The sequence below is a fragment of the Pedobacter polaris genome, from assembly GCF_005116505.1.
GTDB lineage: Bacteria > Bacteroidota > Bacteroidia > Sphingobacteriales > Sphingobacteriaceae > Pedobacter > Pedobacter polaris.
This window is the reverse complement of record NZ_SWBR01000003.1, coordinates 338,963-359,084: the sequence shown is the minus strand read 5'-3', so window position 1 is coordinate 359,084 and position 20,122 is coordinate 338,963. Positions and strand designations below refer to the sequence as shown.

Sequence of the window (20,122 nt, the reverse complement as noted above, 5' to 3'; positions counted from 1 at the left end):
GAATGTTGTCTATCATTACATGCTCTATCGATCAAACAAAGTTAAGCTTGTTGAAGAAAAGTTTAACAGAAACAACATCTCTTCTTTATGAATTAATTGTTATAGACAATTCAAAAAATAAATACAACATAAGCCAAGCTTATAATTTAGGTGCAGCGCAAAGTAAATATGACTTTTTATGCTTTGTACATGAAGATATCATTTTTAAAAATAAAGACTGGGATAGAAACTTTATCCACCATCTTTCAAACAAAAAAATAAGTCTTATTGGTATTCTTGGAAACATAATTAAAACCAGAACTCCATCAGGAGTATATTCTAATATACAATACACTAATCGTATCAATCAAATTCAAAAGTTAAAGGATGGAACAACAGTTTCTTACTATGACAATCCGAATGAAGAAGATATAAGTGAAGTTGCTGTTTTGGATGGAATGCTATTAGGAACTACTAAATCCCATTGGGAAAAAATTTCTTTTGATGAGAAAATTGATGGGTTCCACGCATACGATATTGATTTTAGTTTAGCTATGGCACAACTTGGTAAAGTTGGAGTTGTTTATGATATTCTTTTGGAACATTGCAGCTTTGGAAGTCAAACAAAGGAATGGGCAAGTAATCAAATAATAGTTACAAATAAATGGAAAAAATTTCTGCCTATACAAAAAGGTGAAGCCGATACACGGACTCTGAAAATAAGGGAGAAAGATGATCTTATACAGTTTACAATTAGACTATTGAACTTAAGGTACAAAAGAAATGTATCCTTTAAATATAGCATCTTAGTTATCCTTAAATATCCATTCCATCGAATTAACCTTTTTATAATTAAACAGCTACTCATTCAAAGCTTTAAATAGCTAATAACATACTAGGCATATCTTTTGAAACTTTTATTTATTCTTCCTGAGTATTATCCTCATTCTGGTGGCGGTATATCTACTTATTACATTCAGTATATTAAAAAAATTGCGCCTTTTTGTGAGCATGTAAAAGTAATATTGGGTAGTGGTTATTTTCAAGGAACTTCAGGTTTTGAAACGGACAATATTAAAAGTGAAGATTTAGATCCAAACTTATTTTCTGAATATTTAAGTCAATTTCAACACTTAAAATTATCTCCCGCTTACCAACGCAATTTAGCTGCCGCCTGGGCGATGTGGGATCAAAGTAATGGCGGTGAAGGTTATGATATTATTGAGTGTACTGACTTTGGTTTAGGTTATATTCCATGGTTAATTAACCATACCAAGCCTGTAATTACGCGATTGCATGGCAGTAGTGGTCAAATAGAATTACATCAACCTGAGCTAAATGATAAACTAAATGGAGATTTAAACAGGCAAACAGAGCTGCTAATGCTCTCACGCTGTGATCAATTGGTTACTCACAGTGAACAAAATTGTGAGTTCTGGAAAAAACTTTTACCAAATAAAGAAGTCACCTATATTTTACCGATTTATGAAGCGCCAACAGAATTTAACCACATAAAAAAAGAGGATTTCGGGATTGTTTGTGCTCGTATTCAACAATGGAAAGGTCCAGAGCAATTATCTAAAGCCATGGAGTTAATTCCTGATTTTAATATTCCTATTCATTGGTACGGAAGAGACATGGATTACTCTCCAAAAATTTCTAAATCAACCTATTTAAAAAATAAATACCCAACCATTTGGGGACAAAAAATTGTGCCTCAAAATGTACTTCCTAATGAAAAAATTAAGTTAAAGCAAGCCGCTGCTAAATTCGCAGTTATTCCATCAACTTGGGACATGTTTAATTTTACGTTTCTAGAATATTTGAGTGTGGGCACACCAATAATATGTTCAGATGGCGCAGGTTCATCTACTCTAATAAACCATGGCGTTAATGGCTTTAAGTACCCGGCTAATGATCCAAAAGAACTAGCAAATTGCTTAGAAACCATTGCAAATTTGGATGATGTAGCCTATGAAAAGCTAATTAACGAAGGTTATAAAACTATGAATACAACCCTCAATTGTGAGTTTTTAATTGAGAAAAATTTAAATTTGTACCAACAAATACTATTAAATTTCAATCCTCCAGTATCGAATATCTATTTAGAGCAAATCTATAAACCCAATAACAGTTTATTACCTGAGGTTTTAGATGTTTTACCTTTAAAATACATATTTAATCACATGATTAATAGATTAAAGAAAAAATTAAATACCAAGTTTTGAATACGATAGCTTTGTGTATACCTGCATATAATGCGGCTTGGTGTTTACCCAGATTGCTCGAATCAGCAGGTAACCAACTAATTCCATTTGATGAAATTTTAGTCTATGACGATTGCAGTATTGACCTTACAGTTGAAACAGCTTTAAGTTATGGGGCAAAAGTGGTTAATGGCGATATAAATAGAGGTTGTTCCTATGGAAAAAACAAACTATTAGAGACAACAAATTGCAAATGGGTGCATTTCCATGATGCAGATGACGAGTTATTGCCTAATTTCACTACTCTTGCGCATCAATGGATTAATAAAGATAATTGTCAAGATGTAGTTCTATTTGATTTTGAGTATAGAGATAATGAAACCCATCAATTAATATCAAAATCAGATTTCGATTCAGATCAGCTTAAACAAGATCCTGTTAAATATGCGATACTTAACCAAATTAATCCATTTTGTGGTTTATACAAGGTTGCAGAATTAAAGAAAATCGGAGGTTATGATATCGATGCAAAAATTATTTACAATGAGGATGTTGCGTTTCATTGCAAATTAGCTATCGCTGGACTTACTTTTGGTGTTGAAAAGGAAATTAGCATCATCAATTATCATATTAAAAACTCGATGTCTGATGGAAATAAAGTAAAATGTGCACAGGCTCACTTTGAAGTAATGAAGATAAATGCTGAAAAAGTTGGGAAGGTTTACAACAATGAAATTGCTCAAAAATTATGGGCAAATGCCATCATTCTTGCAAGTTTATCAGACTGGCAAACTTCAAAAAAAGCTGTAGATTTAGCCTTAAAGCTCGATCCAAAAATAACGAGAAATGAAAGCTCAGTCGTTAAATTACTTTCTTTTTTTAACGCATATTTTGCTATCCGAGCTAGAGAACTGATGATTCGAATATTCAAAAACAAGCTAAGAACAAGTGCTTAATCCTCTAGTGTCTATTATCATGCCTGTTTACAATGGAGAAAAATATATCTCTGAGGCAATAGAAAGTGTGATTAATCAAACCTATACAAATTGGGAATTAATCATTGTTAATGATGGCAGTAAAGACAATAGCTTATTAATTGCAGAAAAATATAAGAACGAAAAAATAAAGGTGTTTTCTAAAGAAAACAATGGAGCTTCTGCTGCTAGAAATTATGGATATCGCCTTTCTACTGGATCATTAATTAAATTCTTTGATGCCGATGATGTTATAAATAAAGAGATGATTTCGGCTCAGGTAACATTGGCAATGGCAAATCCAGATTGTGTAATATCTGGTAAGTGGGGAAGATTTTACAATAACGATTTAAGTAATCTTGATTTAAGGCCTGAAGAATGCTGGAAAGATATGGAATCTATTGATTGGATATGTACTAGTTGGAAAGAAGGCAAATCGATGACCCAGTCTGGAATTTTTTTGATTCCCAGCACCATAATTAACAATACTGGCTTATGGGATGAAAGTCTTTCGCTAGTGGATGATTTAGAGTTTTTTACCAAGACCATTTTAGCTTCAAAAAAAGTTATATTTTCTCCACAATCCATGTTATATTATAGGTCAGGAAATGAAAACAGTTTAGCAGGGCAACAAGGCAGAAAAGCTAGTGAATCTTGCTTTAGATCGATGGAGTTAAGTATTAGTTATCTATTAAACAAAAGCAAAAGTAATGCTGCCCTATTAAGTGCTGCAAATATTTGGCAGTCATTTATTTACCATTATTATCCTAGCGAAACCGACTTGGTAAAAAAAGCTGAAATATACTTAACAACTTTACCTAAGCCTACAATTAAATTTCCAGCCACCATTAAAACCAAAGGGTTAATTAAAATTTTTGGCTGGAAAATAATAAAACGCTTAAAGAAATACATATGATCATACTTAAATGCCAATACCTTTTTAATAAAATATTGAGTAAATTTTTCAATATATATACTAAGTTAAGCTTCTCTCAAACTGGCGAAGATTTGATTATCCAATTCATTATCGGATCACTTCAGCTAAAAAAGGTTACTTACTTAGATGTTGGTACCAATCATCCTTTTAATATGAACAATACATTCTTAATGTACTTAAATGGCATGAATGGTGTTTGTGTAGAGCCAAATCCAAAACTTTTTAATCAGATTAAAAGAAATAGAAGAAGAGATAAATGTTTAAATGTAGGAGTTGGTATAAATAATGAGAAAACCAGCACCTATTACATGATGGAAAATTCTTTACTAAGTACCTTTTCTGAAGAGGAGGCAAACAGGATGGAAAAAAATGGGGAGGCAAAAATTCTCAAATCAATCCCTATGGAACTTATTAATATAAATGACCTAATAAAATTTAATTTTACAACCTGCCCAGACGTAATTTCTCTTGATGCTGAAGGAGTTGATGTAGAAATATTAAATGAGTTTGATTTTAACACTTACCGACCTAAAATTTTTTGCATCGAAACCATTTCTTATTCTACAAACTTAACTGGGGTAAAATCAGAAGAAATAATAAACCTAATGTCAAAAAATGGATATAAAATATTTGCCGATACTTATGTTAACACCATTTTTATTGAAGAAAACCTTTTTAATTAATAATGATTTTTTTTAATAAAATAATTTCAAGGCTTAATAACTTGCTTCAAAATAAAGGCAGGTTAGATAAATTAAAATCTACTCCTGCTAAAAATTTAAAGTTAGGCCATATCGATTCATTAGAATTATTAGAGCTAGTTAATTTAGAATCGGAAATTAAGGTAATAGTGGACATCGGTGCCAATGCAGGCACTTGGACTTTACTTGCAAAAAGCATTTTTCCCAATTCATACATTTATGCATTTGAACCTTTAAGGCTTTGTGAAAATGAGTTTAATAAAAACACTCAGAACTTAAAACACATTAAATTATATCCTTATGCGGTGGGTAATGAAAATATAGCCTCAAAAATTAACCTCAGTTCTTTCGCAGATGCATCTAGCATATTGAGTTCTACACAGGTATTAAGTGATGAATTTCAAATTACTGAAATTGAAAAATTGGATATTGAAATTGTAAAATTAGATGACTTTTTAAAGCAAGAAAATTTATTACAACCAGATTTAATTAAACTAGATATCCAAGGATATGAACTTGAAGCTTTAAAAGGAGCAACAGCTATTCTTCAGCATACTAAATATATAATAATGGAAGTTAGCTTTATAGAATACTATAAAAACCAGCCGTTATTTGAAGAGGTGATCTTGTTTATGAATTCACATAATTTTAAGGTAAAAGCTTTTGGACAAAATATTCCGAAGGGGAAAAATTTGAGTCAGATCGATATTTTATTTGCTAAACATAAAGCATGAATATCTTTTTAGCTTTTTTTCAATCCAAAGTAAACCATAAAATCCCTGCCTATTCTTTTTGGGAATATTATATTAAGAATGGAATTGAAGAAGCAGGTTATAATTGGACTGAGGCAGCTGTTGATTGGGCCGAGGGTCTAGTTCATTCTCAAAATGCTGTTGAACTTGCGAGTTGGAAATCAAGAACATGGGAGCTTACTTTAAATGAAATAAGAAAGCAGCATAAAAAGAAACCCATTTCACTTTTTTTAAGTTATTTATATCCTCATCAAGTTGATGAGCAAACCATTATCCAAATAAAATCCATGGGAATTCCCTGTGTAAATTTCTTTTGTGATAATGTTAGAGAATTTACAAAAGCACCTAAGGAATTCTCAGTATTTGACCTCAATTGGGTACCTGAATACAAAGCGCTTGATATGTATAAAAATAGCAAGTATAATTTTATTCACTTGCCAATGCCAATGTGGGTAGAACCACAGTATCGTTATGTTGCAGCTACAGAAATTAATGAGGTATCTTTTATTGGTTCTAAAGATATTCAACGAACAATGTTATTCGAAGATATCGTTAATAAAAACGTCGATCTTAAGATTTATGGTGCAGGTTGGCTTAAATCAGAAAATGAGCTATATAGGGAGGCCGCACCAAAAAGTAATTACTTAAAAACGGTGAAAAATCAGCTCGATTTTATAAATAGGTTTGGGTTAAGTGGATATTATGAGAAATTTAAACAAAAAAATAGTTCAACCCCTATCTCAGTAAACTTAAGAACCAAATTACATGGCAAGCTTCAGTTTGATGAGTATATCAAAATCACACAACAAAGTGTAATTACTTTGGGTGTCAATCGTTATCCAAGTTTTAGATATCCATTAAAAAACCCTAATACTTACTCAAGATTAAGAGATATAGAAGCTCCGATGCTTGGTGCATGTTACTTAACGGAGTATACCCAGGGATTAGAAATTCTTTATGATTTGGGAAATGAAATTGAAACCTACACTAATGTAGAAGAAATGCTTGCAAAAATAGACATGTTAAAAAGAGATAAAAATAAAAGAAATGAACTCCGTATTAATGGGCAGAAAAGGTCATTAAATGAACATAGCATTATAAATTCAATCCATAAAATCACGCATCATTTAAATATTTAATCTAGTATGAGAATCGCAGTTACAGCTGATCCTTTTATCCCGGTTCCTCCAATAAATTATGGTGGTATTGAAAGAATAATACACTTTTTGGTTGAAGGTTTAGCTAAGAATGGCCATGACGTGATATTGGTGGCGCATAAAGATTCTGATGTAAATGTAGAGCTAATTAAGTACCCTTATGCTGAGAATGGAACAATAGGTCACCTGAAAAATATTATGGCTGTTAATCAACTTGGTACATGGAAACCCGATGTTATTCACAGTTTTAGCCGTTTAGCCTATTTATTGCCATTTTTAATGACAAACATTCCAAAGTTAATGTCATATCAAAGGGAACCTACAATTAGTCAGATACAAAAAGCATTAAAATTTGCTCGTAAAAATACATTGTCTTTTACAGGATGTAGCGACTACATTAGTAAACAAATTAGCCCTTACGCCCCTTCTCATACGGTTTATAATGGGGTTGATTTAAGCATATATAATTTTAACAGCAAAGTTAATGACGATGCTCCATTGGTATTTCTTGGTCGGATAGAGCCTTTAAAGGGAACCCATAATGCTGTTAAAGTAGCACTTGCAACAAACAAAAAACTCATTATTGCAGGAAATATTCCTAATGAGCACCAAGGTTATTTTGATAAGGAAGTTAAGCCCTATCTAAGTGAAAAAATTAAATATATAGGCCCAGTAAACGATCAGCAAAAAAATGAACTTTTAGGAAATGCTAGTGCATTTTTGATGCCCATAGAATGGAATGAACCATTTGGCATTGTGATGGCCGAAGCATTGGCTTGTGGCACTCCTGTCATTGGTTATCCCAAAGGCGCTGTCCTTGAGGTAGTTGAACATGGTGTTAATGGTTACTTGGCTAACGATTTTAATGAATTATGCGAATATGTGAATAATTATTCGAAAATTTTAAGAGAAAAAGCTAGGGAAAGTGCCGAAAAAAGATTTTCAAGCAATAAAATCGTAAATGATTATATCAATATATACCACTCTCTTTTAAACACATAATATCCTGGAAAAAATTATTAAAAAAATTACCTTTCATACTAAATTAATTCTAAATCACCCCAATAGTTTAAGATTAGCGATTGGATATTTCTTCTTGTTATCGGGAATAAGCCGCTTTCTTAAAATTAAAAAAGGTAATTATAAGATTAATTTTTCTAGAAATGTTTTAGCATTAAATTGTTTTGTTGATCCGAATAGTAGAAATGAAGAAGAATTGATTATCAAAAGTCTCTTAAAAAGTGGTGATACTTATGTTGATGTAGGTGCAAATATTGGCACATTATGCTTAGCATCATTTAAAAACATAAACAACCTTTCAGTTTATGCATTTGAAGCCAATCCTAATACTTTTAAAACCTTAGAAAGAAATTTTAAATTAAATCAGTTATATGATGCCCACACCTATCAAGTTGCTTTAGGAGAAAAAGATCAAGAAATAACATTTTCCAATATTGGTACTGATGATCAAAATGGAGTAGTTAAAGAGGGAATAAGCTATAAAAGAACATTACGCGTACAGATGAAGAAATTAGATCAAGTAGTGATATTGCCTAAAATTTCTCTCTTAAAAATTGATGTTGAAGGTTACGAGCTATTTGTTTTACAGGGGGCACTGCAAAATCTAAAAAATTGCGCTGCAATCTATTTTGAATATTCTCCAATTAACACCTCTAAATACAATTATCATCCATTAGAAATAATTAAACTTTTAGAATCCCTTAATTTTTCAATTCATATACCAATCTTTAAAAACGAAGAGATAGTCTTAACACAATTTCTGCCTTCAAATCATGAATCGGATTTAAATTTATTAGCCATAAATAACAATTCCCAACAAAGTTTTAACAAGATGGATTATCAATCTATAAATTAGCAATGCTTAAGTCTATAAATAGCCTTTTTAAATCTGAGTTTAACCAAAAAAATAAGTTATTTGCATTAAAACGCTTTTTTTACTGGAAAACTATTCGCCTATTTAAATTAAAAAATGTGATTTATCCTCTTTGGGAGGATCGTAAAATTTATTTGAACTTCGATTCTTTTCATGGCATGTGGCTAATGTATAATTATATTGTAGATTGGGAAGAGTTCAATTTTATTAGTCGATTTTTAAAACCGGATGATCAGGTTGGCGATGTTGGAAGTAACATGGGCTTCTATACTATATGGATGTCTAAATTCGTTAAAACAGGCAAAATACATGCGTTTGAGCCTGATGATATTAATTTTAATCGCTTAAAGGACAACGTAAATATTAATGCATTATCTGAAACAGTTGCGATAAATAATTTAATTGTAAGTGAAATAGACGGAACCTTAAATTTTACTACAGAATTAGATGGAGAAAATCATATTACAGAGCAACTAAATGGAAAAAATGCTCCAAAAAAATCAGTTAGATTAGATACATATGCTACCAAGGAACATATAAGTGATTTCAAATTTATAAAAATAGACACCGAAGGATTCGAGTTATCAGTCTTAAAAGGTGCAGAAAAATTGCTTGACGACAAATTAATTAAAGTAATTCAACTGGAGATTAATGAAGGACTTAAAAATGCAAACATTAAACCTGAAGAACTTGTAGCATATTTATCATCTAAAGCATATAAATTATGTAGATATGATGTTTCGACTAATCAACTTCATAATGTAGATTACCAAAAAAGCAGAGAAAATTACTTTGCTACATTTGATATTGAATGGGTAAATACCCAATTACTAATGAGCAAGGCATCATTCTAAATAAAAATATAATATAGCCAATTGGATCAAAACATTACTTTACAGATAAATTTATCACCTGGTGACATAAATTATGCCCATTTAACAGTTCCAGCTTTAGTAAATCAACATTCATCTATAAAAAGAAGGTTGTTAGTGGTGGATTGTTGTAAACCGCAGCAAACTAAACTTGTAAATCCATCAAAAAAATACCCAGAGCCCACCTATAGTGAAAATGTATTAAAAATTAAAGAAATTGCCAACTCACTACTAGCTAAAGGAATAGTCTCTGACATTTATTTTATTGAAAAAGGAGACCCCTTAGTAGCAATAACTTCAAAGAAATATTTAAGAAATATTGTAAAAGAAACTCATGAATATGGTGGAATAGGGATAACTTCTTATTTAGCTGGATTAGAATTATGCAAAACCAGATATGTATTGCATTTTGATGGCGATATGCTTTTATATCAGAAACCAGATTTTGTATGGTATGAAAAGGCTATACAACTATTAGAACAAAACACGGATTGTATTTCTATTTGCCCTGGAGCTGCCCCATTAAATGGGCTTAAAATTTCTAAACCCAGTTATGATCATTGGTCGAAATTTAAAGTTGTAACCAACGGCTTTAAGGATGAGTTTTTTTCAGCTAGGCAATTTTTAATTGATAAAGAAAGATTAGAAAAAATGCTCCCTATCTTAAAAGGACCTGCATTAGTAGAAACCTTGTTAGTGAAATATTTAAACAGAGGCTATCCTAGAGCAGTTGAAAACATGTTTTTTAAACGATTTAAATATGCAGGAAAGTACAGATTTATGATGAGTGCTGATGACTGTTGGTCTTTACACCCCCTTAATAAGCCAATAGTATACATTAATCTTTTACCCGAAATTATATTAAGTGTGAATAATGGTGTAGTTCCTGAAAAACAATTGGGTCATGAAAATATTCAGTTAAGTGCTTGGGTAGAATTCTTAAATAAAAATTGAAATCGATATTAATTTTAACCTCTGGGCAGCCATCAATAAATCCTCGCTTAGTTAAAGAAGCCGATGCTTTGGCCGATGCTGGATATAAAGTAACTGTAATCTATCAACATTGGACAGAATGGGCAACAAAGCTAGATGAGACAATTTTACAGAATAGTAAGTGGGAAGCAATTTGTATTGGCGGAAGCCCAACATCCAATAGATTTATGTATTGGGAAACTAGACTTTTGCATAAGGCATCAAAATTACTTGTTAAATGGTTCGGTTTAAGGGATAAGATTAGTGAATTGGCTTTGGGCAGATGCACATTGCTATTGATGCAAAAAGCAAAAAACATTCCTGCAGACCTTTACATCGCTCACAATCTTGCTGCACTTCCGGCTGCAGTAGTAGCAGCGAAAAAAAACCATTCAAAATGTGGTTTTGATGCTGAAGACTTTCATAGAAATGAGACTAGTGATGACAAATTAAACCCCGCTGTTTTACTCAATACCTATATTGAAGATAAGTACATTAAACAGCTTGATTATTTTACTTCCGCTAGTCCATTAATTAGTTCGGCTTACAAAGAATTATATCCATCACTAGCACCTACAAACATATTAAATGTTTTTCCGAGACAAGCTAATCATACGCTAAAAATGCCTAAAAATGGCTCACTAAGGTTATTTTGGTTCTCTCAAACAATAGGTCTAAAACGTGGACTTGAGGAAGTGATTAAAGCTATGGGCATTTTAAAAGCACATGCTATTGAACTCCACCTACTGGGAAATATTGATGTATCAATACGAAACCATTTCTCAACCATTTTACAAGAAAATGGTTTAGAAAATAATGTCATCTTTTATTACCCACCCATACCTGCAGATGAAATTTTCTCTTTCGCTTCTAAATTTGATATTGGCCTAGCTACTGAAATTAGCACTCCTAAAAATCGAGATATTTGCTTAACAAATAAGATATTTACCTATGTACAAGCCGGCTTGGCTATTATAGCATCAGATACAGCTGCCCAAAAACAGTTTATGGCTGAATATGCAAACATGGGAGAGGTTTATGAAAAGAAAGATCCAGTTAGCCTTGTCAGAATTATTAAAAATTGCATTGAAAATGAGGAATTATTAATTCAATATCAACAGCAATCGTTTAAATATGCTAATGAAACATTAAATTGGGAAATTGAAAAAGAAAAATTTCTATCAATTATTAATCAACAATTAGTAGCTAAATCCTCTTGAAAAAGCGTTTACTTATCATTTCACCATACTTCCCCCCAATTAATACAGCAGATATGCAACGTGTGAGGATGAGCTTGCCTTATTTTAATGATTTCGATTGGGAAACAGAGGTTGTTACTGTGGATGAAAATTATGTTGATTTTGTAAAAGACCCGCTTCTAATAGAATCAATCCCTAATCATATTATCATTCATAAGGTAAAAGCATTTTCTAAAAAATGGACTGCTAAATTTGGTCTAGGGAGCATTGCATTACGCTCTTTATGGTTTTATCGCAAAAAAGTTGATGAATTACTTTGCGATAAAAAATATGATTTAATTTATTTTTCTACTACACAGTTTCCTGTCTGCATTTTAGGGGCCTATTGGAAAAAAAAGTTTAACGTTCCATATGTTATAGATATGCAAGATCCTTGGTATTCTGATTTTTATCAAGATAAACCCAAGGCCCAACGACCTAAAAAATATTGGTTTTCTTATCGCCTTAATAAATATTTAGAGCCGATTGCGATGAAAAGCGTAGCTGCGCTAATTAGCGTTTCTGATGGATATATTAAGGTCTTAGAAGAACGATACCCTCACATAAAATCAGTACCAAGTAAAGTTATCACCTTTGGTGCATTTGATCTAGATTTTAAAATTGCCGCTAATAATGATAAAAATTTGGAATTAGCTTATACTCAAGAAACGGGCAAAATCAATCTAGTATACATTGGCAGAGGTGGTTATGACATGCAACAAGCAATCAAAATTTTATTTGAAGGTTTTAAATGTGGCATACAGCAAGAGTCTCACTTATTTAATCAAATTCATTTTCATTTTATTGGCACTAGTTATGCACCAAATGGTAAAGGTGTAGCGACACTCCAACCCATCGCAGAAAGCCTTGGTATTGGTCACTACGTAACTGAATATACTGATCGTATTGGTTTTTATCACAGTATTAAAGGTCTGCTAAAAGCAGATGGTTTAATCATTATAGGTTCATCCAGCCCTACCTATACAGCGTCTAAATTATATCCTTATATTTTGGCTAAAAAACCATTATTAGGTATTTTTCATCCATTAAGTAGTGCAGGTGATATTTTAAAAGAATGTAATGCTGGACATTTGATTACATTAGATCAAAATTCATCACAAGTTTTTGCTATACTGAAAGCTTATTTACAAAATGTTATTCAAAAAGAAACACCTTTAACAAATTGGCAAGCATTTGAGCCTTATACTGCTTCTTTTTTAACAAAGAAACAAGTAGACATATTTAATGCAGTAGTTTCACGTTAAAATTTACTAGATCAAATGAGTTTATATGTACAATATGGTTGTGGTTTTAGTTCTGCAGACGGCTGGAAAAATTATGATGCCTCTCCTACTTTAAGATTTGAAAGAATTCCTATTTTAGGAAAACTCTATGTTAAAAATGAGCAAAGATTCCCTAAAAATGTAAGTTACGGAGATATTATAACTGGCTTACCCGAGAAAGAAGACAGTTGTGATGGGATTTATTGTTCTCATGTTCTTGAACATTTAGCTTACCAAGATTTAAAAACAGCTTTAAAAAACACTTATAAACTGTTAAAAACCAATGGAATTTTTAGATGCGTAGTACCTGATTTAAAAAAACTTGCAGAAAAGTACCTCAAGAACTATAATGTTATAAATGATCCAGCCTCAGAGTTTATGAGAGCAACTGGGTTAGGCATAGAAAATAGAAATACCAGTCTAATGGGAATACTGAAAGAAATCTCTGGAAATTCTAAACATCTATGGATGTGGGATGAAAAATCGCTTATAAATGAGTTGACTAATGCTGGTTTTACAAATTGTAGAAGATGTGAGTTTAACGATAGTGAGGATAAAAACTTTATAGCAGTAGAGCAAGATGACAGGTTTGTTGATGCAGTTGCAATAGAATGCAGAAAGTGAAATCAATAAATTGCTTAAATAATGCTAAAAACACTTGTGCATTTCGTATTCAATATGATACCTTACTTCATCAATTTAAAAATCTTAATGTTGAGAATATTTAGCCCTAATGACTAAAAAACTAGCAATCATTAGTACTCATCCTATTCAATATTATGCGCCAGTATTTCAATTGCTAGCCAAAAAAATGAATATTAAAGTATTTTATACTGCAGGAAATCAACATCTAAATAAATTTGACCATGGTTTTAAGAAAAAAATTGAATGGGATATCCCCCTATTGAGTGATTATGATTATGAGTTTTTAGATAATAAAGCCAAAGATAAAGGTAGCCACCATTTTAAAGGAATTATCAATCCAGATGCCATAGCCAAAATTAATGCCTATCAGCCAGATGCTATTTTAATTTATGGTTGGAGCTACGTTAGTCATTTAAAAATTATGCGCCATTTTAAAGGGAAAATCCCTGTCTATTTTAGAGGCGATTCAATGTTGTTAGACCAAAGTGTCAGCTTTAAAAACTTATTAAAAGGTATATTACTTAAATGGGTATATCAACAAATTGATACTGCATTTTATGTAGGCACAGCCAATAAAGCATATTTTAAAAAATATGGTTTAGGTGAAAATCAGTTAGTATTTGCACCTCATGCCATAGATAATGCTCGTTTCTCTACAAATAAAGACAATGAATCGATTAAAATCAGAGAAAGGCTCAACATCAATAAAGACGATATCTTGATATTGTTTGCTGGCAAATTAGAGCCTAAAAAAGATCCAGAATTATTATTGGAAGCTTTTAAAAATTTAACAAAAAGTAATGTTCATTTGCTTTTTGTTGGAAATGGAATTTTGGAAGAAATTTTAAAATCAAAAGTGATTAACCAAAAATTAACACACATACATTTCATGGATTTCCAAAATCAAACCGCTATGCCTGCAGTTTATCAAGCTTGTGATTTATTTTGTTTACCTTCTAAAGGACCTGGGGAAACTTGGGGATTAGCAGTAAATGAGGCAATGGCTGCTGGTAAAGCAGTATTGACTTCTGATAAAGTTGGTTGCTACTTAGATTTAGTAAATGAAGATAATGGCTCGACTTTTAAAAATCAAGATTTATCAGATTTGACACAAAAATTAATAGCTTTAACAAAAGATAAAGCAACCTTAAAAACCAAAGGTATAAATGCCTTCAATCACATTCAAGACTGGAGTTTTGAACAGCAAGTAAATGCAGTTTACAAATATGTTAACAGATAATATTCAAAACCAGTCCAGGCAAAAAGTATTAATATTGATATATATCCCTTGGATATTATCTATAATTGTTCAAATAGACCCAGTTATTTCGTTTTTTGTAGCATGGTTAGGGTCATTCTTTATTTTTTACTGGACGTTACTTTCTAAGGTTCGGTTTATCTCTTTAGATTTATCATTAACGAAGCAAATAATGCGCCCAATTGTACTTATTCAATTGATATTTGCCGGTTTTATGTGCTGCACTTCTATTTTTTACTTTATGGACCATATGGGTTATGAATATTTTAATAAAGTAAGCCGGCAGCCGTTTAAAGTAAATGAAGGAACTTATATTATTGCCAAATGTCAACGTATGGCAGTATTAGCACATGCTGCATTAGTAACAGGAATAATTTTACAAATCAAACAGTTTCCAGTTATTAGGCATAAATTAAATCTTAATCTAGATTTCTTTCTAATCTGGCTATGTGTATTTTGTTATAGTTTCGGAGTATTGGCCTCTCGCATACCGAGTATCTATCAATTCTCTTTTGGATTAATTAACGTTTCAATTACCTGTAGTGCCTTTGTATTTGTTAGGGGCGTTGTTCAAAAAAAAAGAGGGTATATGATATTTGGAGGTGGTTTATTTGCTTTTAACTTTTTAGCCTCAACGTTAACTGGTTACAAAGAAAGTATCATTATTAACATCATTATTATTAGTTTTTTGCTTTATCCTTATTATAGAAAAACTATTTTAACCTTAGCAATACCTACAATTTATATTCTATTATATATACTACCAACTTTTGCGAATATAATACGGTCTCAATCATGGAACGGTGAAAAATCAGCAACAGAAGCAAGAACAGAAGCATTTAATGCCTTAATAGCAAATGATGAACCAGCGATTGATGAAACTAATTGGGGGTTTTTAACCAACCGCTTAAGTGAAATTAATATGTTTACTAGATTTGTAGAGCATATCCCAGCAGAAAGGGATTATTATGGTTTTGAAATCCTCAAGAACTCCATCTTAGCTATTATCCCAAGATCGCTTTGGCCAAATAAATTTGTGACCGAAACAGTATCTATGCAACGTGTATATGAAGCTGGTGTGGCCAATAGGATTTCTACTGTTTCAGCCAAAACTAGACCAGTGGTTGATGGTTATGTAAGTGCAGGCTTTATAGGAGTATTTATTTCCATTTTCTTGTATGGTTATATAACTCAATGGATTTGCAATAAAGCAGAAGATTTATTTGGGGGCTATGAATTAGGTTGTATTGTAATATTCAATGCTATCTTTCAAAATTTATGGCGAGGTAATAATTTCGAATTCTTGCTTAACAATATATTCTATGGCTATTTATCCATGTTTGCCATTTTTTGGGTATTAAAAAAATCAAATACAATAATAGAATTACATGCGAATAAAAATACTGCAGATAACAGCAGCTTATAAACCGGCTCACATTTACGGTGGACCAACCATGTCTGTAGCTAAATTATGTGAAGTATTGACTGAAAATGAAGTTGAGCTTGAAGTTCTAACAACTACTGCCAACGGTAAAACCGAATTAAATGTTGCTACAAATAAACCTCAAAAAGTTGATGGTGTAACTGTTACCTATTTTAAAAGGTTAACTAAAGATCATACACACTTTTCACCAAGTCTTTTAAAAAAATTAAGGCACCTCATTTTACAAGGTCAAAACCAGAGTAAATTAGTAATACACATTCACGCCTGGTGGAATTTGATTTCAATTTTTAGTTGCCAAATAGCCAAATGGTATAATATTCCAGTTGTTTTATCACCTCGAGGAATGTTAACAAACTATACTTTGGGCAATAGAAATGCAAGTATTAAATCCATTATTCATTCTTTAATGGGTAAAAAGCTATTAGCATATTGCCATATACATGCAACTAGCGGAAAAGAAAAGCAAGATATATTGCAATTTATAAATCCAAAAAGTATTACAGTCATTCCAAATCTTGTAGAACTTTCAAAAAACGATAAATATGAATTTGTTCAATCGTTAGAGCAAGAAAGCGTTTTTAAACTTATTTTTTTATCTAGGATTGAAGAGAAAAAAGGTTTAGAATTATTGCTTGAGGCTTTAGCTGGATTGCAGTTTGATTGGACATTAACTATAGCTGGTTCTGGAGAAGAGAACTATATTGCTGAGCTAAAGAACAAAGTCGAAAGTTTAAACCTTAATAACCAAATAAATTGGGTTGGTCAGATTAACAATAGTGATAAATTTAAATTATTAGCAGAGCATCATTTAATGGTATTATCTTCATACAATGAAAATTTTGCGAATGTTGTAGTAGAAAGTTTAAGTGTTGGCACAGCTGTTTTACTCTCAAACCAAGTTGGTTTAGCTGATTACGTAACTAAAAATGATTTTGGTTGGGTCACTGATTTAACAAGTAAAAGTATTCAGACGAATATAGAAAATGCTTATAAGGATAAGAATAAGCGAGTAGAGATTCGTAAAATAGCACCTAAAATTGTAAAAAATGACTTTAGCTCAGAAGAGTTAATTCATCAATATATTTCATTTTATCAACAAGTAAATTAATGTCTGTATATAAAGATTTTGGTTTTCAACATGCCAACGCATCTCATGCTCACCAATATTTAGATCAACCCATACTAAATTTATTAGGTGCTCATAAAAATCAAAAAATACTTGATTTAGGGTGCGGAAATGGAGCTTTAGTAAAACTCCTATTAGCAAAAGGATTTGATGCCTATGGTACAGACGCTTCAGAGAAAGGCATACAAATTGCTTCAGAATCATTTCCTGACCGTTTTGCACTACAGGATCTTTCTAAAGATGAGCTTCCAGAAAAACTAGCACATCTAAATTTTAACACCATTATTTCTACTGAGGTAATAGAACACTTATATGATCCAAGAAAATTTGCGTTGTTTTGTAAAAACATCTTGTTAAAAAATGGTGGTGGAGAATTGATTTTAAGTACACCCTATCATGGCTATTTAAAAAACTTAATTATATCAGTAATGGGTAATTGGGACAAACATGTAAATCCATTATTTGATGGGGGTCATATTAAATTTTGGTCTAAAAACACAATAACCCAATTGTTAGAAGAACAAGGATTTACAATAACTGATTTTATAGGCTGTGGAAGGATGCCTTATATTTGGAAATCTATGGTAATTAAAGCCAAAATATAATGACAGATTTTAGTTTTATCATTTTAACTTTTAATGAAGAACAACATTTACCTAGGTTACTCAAATCTATTGAAGGTTTAAATGCACCAATTTATATTTTGGATTCTGGAAGTACTGATGATACTTTAAAAATTGCCCAAGAATATAAAGCGGAAGTTAAAATTCATGCTTTTGAAAATCACCCCAAACAATGGGATTTTGCCCTACAAAATTTTGATATTAAAACTCCTTGGATTATTGGATTAGATGCCGATCAAATTGTAACTCCTGAACTTTTTTTACAATTGCAAACTTTTAAAAACGAAAACTTTTTAAATGTAAATGGCATCTATTTCAATCGAAAGAACTTCTTTAAAGGTAAATGGATTAAATATGGTGGATTTTATCCTAAATATTTGCTAAAAATGTTTAGAACCGATATTGGATATTCAGACCTGAATGAGAATATGGACCATAGGTTCATTGTTGCTGAAAAAACAATTATCTGGAAAAAAGGGCATATATTAGAAGAGAACCTAAAAGAGAATAGAATAAGTTTTTGGATAGATAAGCATAATAAATACAGTGATTTAATAGCTCAAGAAGAAGTAGAAAGGTTAAATAACCTACGTGGCCAAACTATTAAACCAAAATTTTTTGGTAGTCCAGATGAACGTAATGCTTCTTTAAAAAGATTATGGTGGAAATTGCCTTTGGGCTTAAGGCCTTTTCTGTATTTAAGCTATCGTTTAATTTATAAGCTTGGCATATTCGACGGTTCAACTGGTATTTTATTTCATTTTTTACAAGGGTTTTGGTTTAGATTGATGGTTGATGTAAAAATCAAAGAAATTATAAAATCAAAAGACGTAAATTCGCCTAAAAATTAACACTCATCCCGTAAGAATGGAACAACCTGTAAACGATAAAAAAAAGGCAAATAAAGCTGCAATAATTTTCATTGTTAAGCTGCTATTTTTTTATTTCCTCTTTAGTCAAGGTAATCTCTTTATGAATAGTGTAATGAGTGAAGGAGGAAGATTTTACAACTCGTTTGTTGCCACCCATTTTGATTATATACAAGGTTTAAAAACAACACTAATTGTTCCAGCTGTTTGGTTAATAAAGCTTTTTGGATTTTATGCCATTTATAATGAAATGGATATACTTGTAATTAGTGGCCCACATCTACGAATTAATTATGCTTGTTTAGGATTAGGTGTGATGTCTTTTTTAGCAGCCTTCGCAATTGCTTTTCCAGCAAAAACTAAAGCTAAAATCAAGCTCTTAATTTTTGGCCTTATTTTAATTTACTTGCTAAATATGTTTAGAATTGTGGCATTAGGAGTTCTCTTAGGTTTCTTTAATTCTCAAAGAAATAATTTTACTTACCATCACGAGGTATTTAATATTATTGTTTACATTATTATATTTTTGGTCCTATATTATTGGATAAAAAAGAATACCAATCCTATTGTTAAACAAGTGATAGATTCTAAAGTTGAAAAATCAAACAAAACTTAAAAAAGACTTTGATAAAAAAGAGTTTAATGTAGGAGCGTCTTTTTTTAAGGTATTTTGCTGGTATTTAGTTAGTATGTTATTTTTCCGTTCAGGATTAATACCAATAAGCTCAGTACTTGTTTTTATATTAAGGTTATTTGGAGCAAAAATTGGAAAAGAGGTAAGGATTAAGCCATATATCTATATCCATTATCCTTGGAAATTAACTATAGGCGATTATTCTTGGTTAGCAGAATGTAGAATAGAGAATTTAGCTGAAGTTACAATTGGGCAAAATGTATGCATCTCTCAAAAAGCAATGCTTTTAACAGGTAATCATAACTTTAAAAAAATTGGATTTGATTTGATTACAAAACCAATTTTTTTAGAAGATGGGGCTTGGATTGGCGCTAAGGCAATTGTTTGTCCTGGTGTAACCGTTGCCTCTCATGCCGTATTAACCGTTGGATCTGTAGCTACAAAAAATTTAGCTGCCTATACTATTTATCAAGGTAACCCTGCAGTAAAGATTAAAGATAGAATTATTGATTAATCAGTTTACTATTAATTGGTTATCTACCAATAATTCTAAACTC

General features: G+C 31.4%; 19 protein-coding genes and 1 pseudogene. All 20 read left to right on the top strand.

Annotation, left to right across the window (positions count from 1 at the left end; genetic code table 11):
- The first annotated feature begins 2 nt into the window (after positions 1 to 2).
- Positions 3 to 863: a glycosyltransferase gene (locus FA048_RS13590; protein WP_136841907.1), complete on the top strand. Its 861-nt coding sequence runs from the start codon at positions 3 to 5 to the stop codon at positions 861 to 863.
- A gap of 24 nt (positions 864 to 887) precedes the next feature.
- The gene (locus FA048_RS13585; RefSeq protein WP_136841904.1) at positions 888 to 2,207 is read left to right on the top strand and encodes a glycosyltransferase family 4 protein; all 1,320 of its coding nucleotides are present in this window, start codon (positions 888 to 890) and stop codon (positions 2,205 to 2,207) included.
- Positions 2,204 to 3,142: a glycosyltransferase family 2 protein gene (locus FA048_RS13580; protein ID WP_169306877.1), complete on the top strand. Its 939-nt coding sequence runs from the start codon at positions 2,204 to 2,206 to the stop codon at positions 3,140 to 3,142. Before FA048_RS13585 ends, FA048_RS13580 begins: the two co-directional genes overlap by 4 nt.
- Positions 3,135 to 4,076 carry a glycosyltransferase family 2 protein gene (locus tag FA048_RS13575; protein ID WP_136841898.1) on the top strand — a complete coding sequence of 314 codons (942 nt, stop codon included), beginning with the start codon at positions 3,135 to 3,137 and terminating at the stop codon, positions 4,074 to 4,076. Before FA048_RS13580 ends, FA048_RS13575 begins: the two co-directional genes overlap by 8 nt.
- Positions 4,073 to 4,780, top strand: a complete 708-nt coding sequence (locus FA048_RS13570) for an FkbM family methyltransferase (protein ID WP_136841896.1) — start codon at positions 4,073 to 4,075, stop codon at positions 4,778 to 4,780. Before FA048_RS13575 ends, FA048_RS13570 begins: the two co-directional genes overlap by 4 nt.
- A gap of 41 nt (positions 4,781 to 4,821) precedes the next feature.
- On the top strand, positions 4,822 to 5,532 hold the full coding sequence (locus FA048_RS13565; RefSeq protein WP_205943487.1) for an FkbM family methyltransferase: 711 nt from the start codon (positions 4,822 to 4,824) through the stop codon (positions 5,530 to 5,532).
- Positions 5,529 to 6,689: a glycosyltransferase family protein gene (locus FA048_RS13560; protein ID WP_136841892.1), complete on the top strand. Its 1,161-nt coding sequence runs from the start codon at positions 5,529 to 5,531 to the stop codon at positions 6,687 to 6,689. The genes FA048_RS13565 and FA048_RS13560 overlap by 4 nt, the downstream gene beginning before the upstream one ends.
- Before the next feature lie 6 nt (positions 6,690 to 6,695).
- Positions 6,696 to 7,709 (top strand): glycosyltransferase family 4 protein, encoded by a 1,014-nt coding sequence (locus FA048_RS13555; protein WP_136841890.1) that lies wholly within the window; start codon positions 6,696 to 6,698, stop codon positions 7,707 to 7,709.
- 94 nt (positions 7,710 to 7,803) lie between these two features.
- The gene (locus FA048_RS13550) at positions 7,804 to 8,583 is read left to right on the top strand and encodes an FkbM family methyltransferase (protein ID WP_169306875.1); all 780 of its coding nucleotides are present in this window, start codon (positions 7,804 to 7,806) and stop codon (positions 8,581 to 8,583) included.
- A 2-nt stretch (positions 8,584 to 8,585) separates the two neighbouring features.
- Positions 8,586 to 9,455: an FkbM family methyltransferase gene (locus FA048_RS13545; protein WP_136841886.1), complete on the top strand. Its 870-nt coding sequence runs from the start codon at positions 8,586 to 8,588 to the stop codon at positions 9,453 to 9,455.
- Positions 9,456 to 9,476: 21 nt separating this feature from the next.
- Positions 9,477 to 10,427 (top strand): hypothetical protein, encoded by a 951-nt coding sequence (locus FA048_RS13540; protein ID WP_136841884.1) that lies wholly within the window; start codon positions 9,477 to 9,479, stop codon positions 10,425 to 10,427.
- Positions 10,424 to 11,665, top strand: a complete 1,242-nt coding sequence (locus FA048_RS13535; protein ID WP_136841882.1) for a glycosyltransferase family protein — start codon at positions 10,424 to 10,426, stop codon at positions 11,663 to 11,665. Before FA048_RS13540 ends, FA048_RS13535 begins: the two co-directional genes overlap by 4 nt.
- Positions 11,662 to 12,948: a glycosyltransferase family protein gene (locus FA048_RS13530; protein WP_225872542.1), complete on the top strand. Its 1,287-nt coding sequence runs from the start codon at positions 11,662 to 11,664 to the stop codon at positions 12,946 to 12,948. Before FA048_RS13535 ends, FA048_RS13530 begins: the two co-directional genes overlap by 4 nt.
- A gap of 15 nt (positions 12,949 to 12,963) precedes the next feature.
- Entirely contained in the window at positions 12,964 to 13,590 is a 627-nt protein-coding gene (locus tag FA048_RS13525) for a class I SAM-dependent methyltransferase (protein ID WP_136841880.1), read from the top strand.
- Between the two features lie 109 nt (positions 13,591 to 13,699).
- Positions 13,700 to 14,851, top strand: a complete 1,152-nt coding sequence (locus FA048_RS13520) for a glycosyltransferase family 4 protein (protein ID WP_136841878.1) — start codon at positions 13,700 to 13,702, stop codon at positions 14,849 to 14,851.
- Positions 14,838 to 16,295, top strand: coding sequence for an exosortase Y-associated Wzy-like protein (locus FA048_RS13515; RefSeq protein ID WP_394347493.1), 1,458 nt, complete (start codon positions 14,838 to 14,840; stop codon positions 16,293 to 16,295). Before FA048_RS13520 ends, FA048_RS13515 begins: the two co-directional genes overlap by 14 nt.
- Entirely contained in the window at positions 16,258 to 17,421 is a 1,164-nt protein-coding gene (locus FA048_RS13510) for an XrtY-associated glycosyltransferase XYAG1 (RefSeq protein ID WP_136841874.1), read from the top strand. Before FA048_RS13515 ends, FA048_RS13510 begins: the two co-directional genes overlap by 38 nt.
- On the top strand, positions 17,421 to 18,044 hold the full coding sequence (locus FA048_RS13505; RefSeq protein ID WP_136841872.1) for a class I SAM-dependent methyltransferase: 624 nt from the start codon (positions 17,421 to 17,423) through the stop codon (positions 18,042 to 18,044). The genes FA048_RS13510 and FA048_RS13505 overlap by 1 nt, the downstream gene beginning before the upstream one ends.
- Positions 18,044 to 19,547: pseudogene (xrtY, locus tag FA048_RS20190) on the top strand (exosortase Y). The gene FA048_RS13505 and the pseudogene xrtY overlap by 1 nt, the downstream one beginning before the upstream one ends.
- A complete protein-coding gene (locus FA048_RS13490) occupies positions 19,525 to 20,079 on the top strand; it encodes a WcaF family extracellular polysaccharide biosynthesis acetyltransferase (protein ID WP_136841866.1) in 555 nt (184 codons plus the stop codon). The pseudogene xrtY and the gene FA048_RS13490 overlap by 23 nt, the downstream one beginning before the upstream one ends.
- Positions 20,080 to 20,122: the final 43 nt, after the last annotated feature.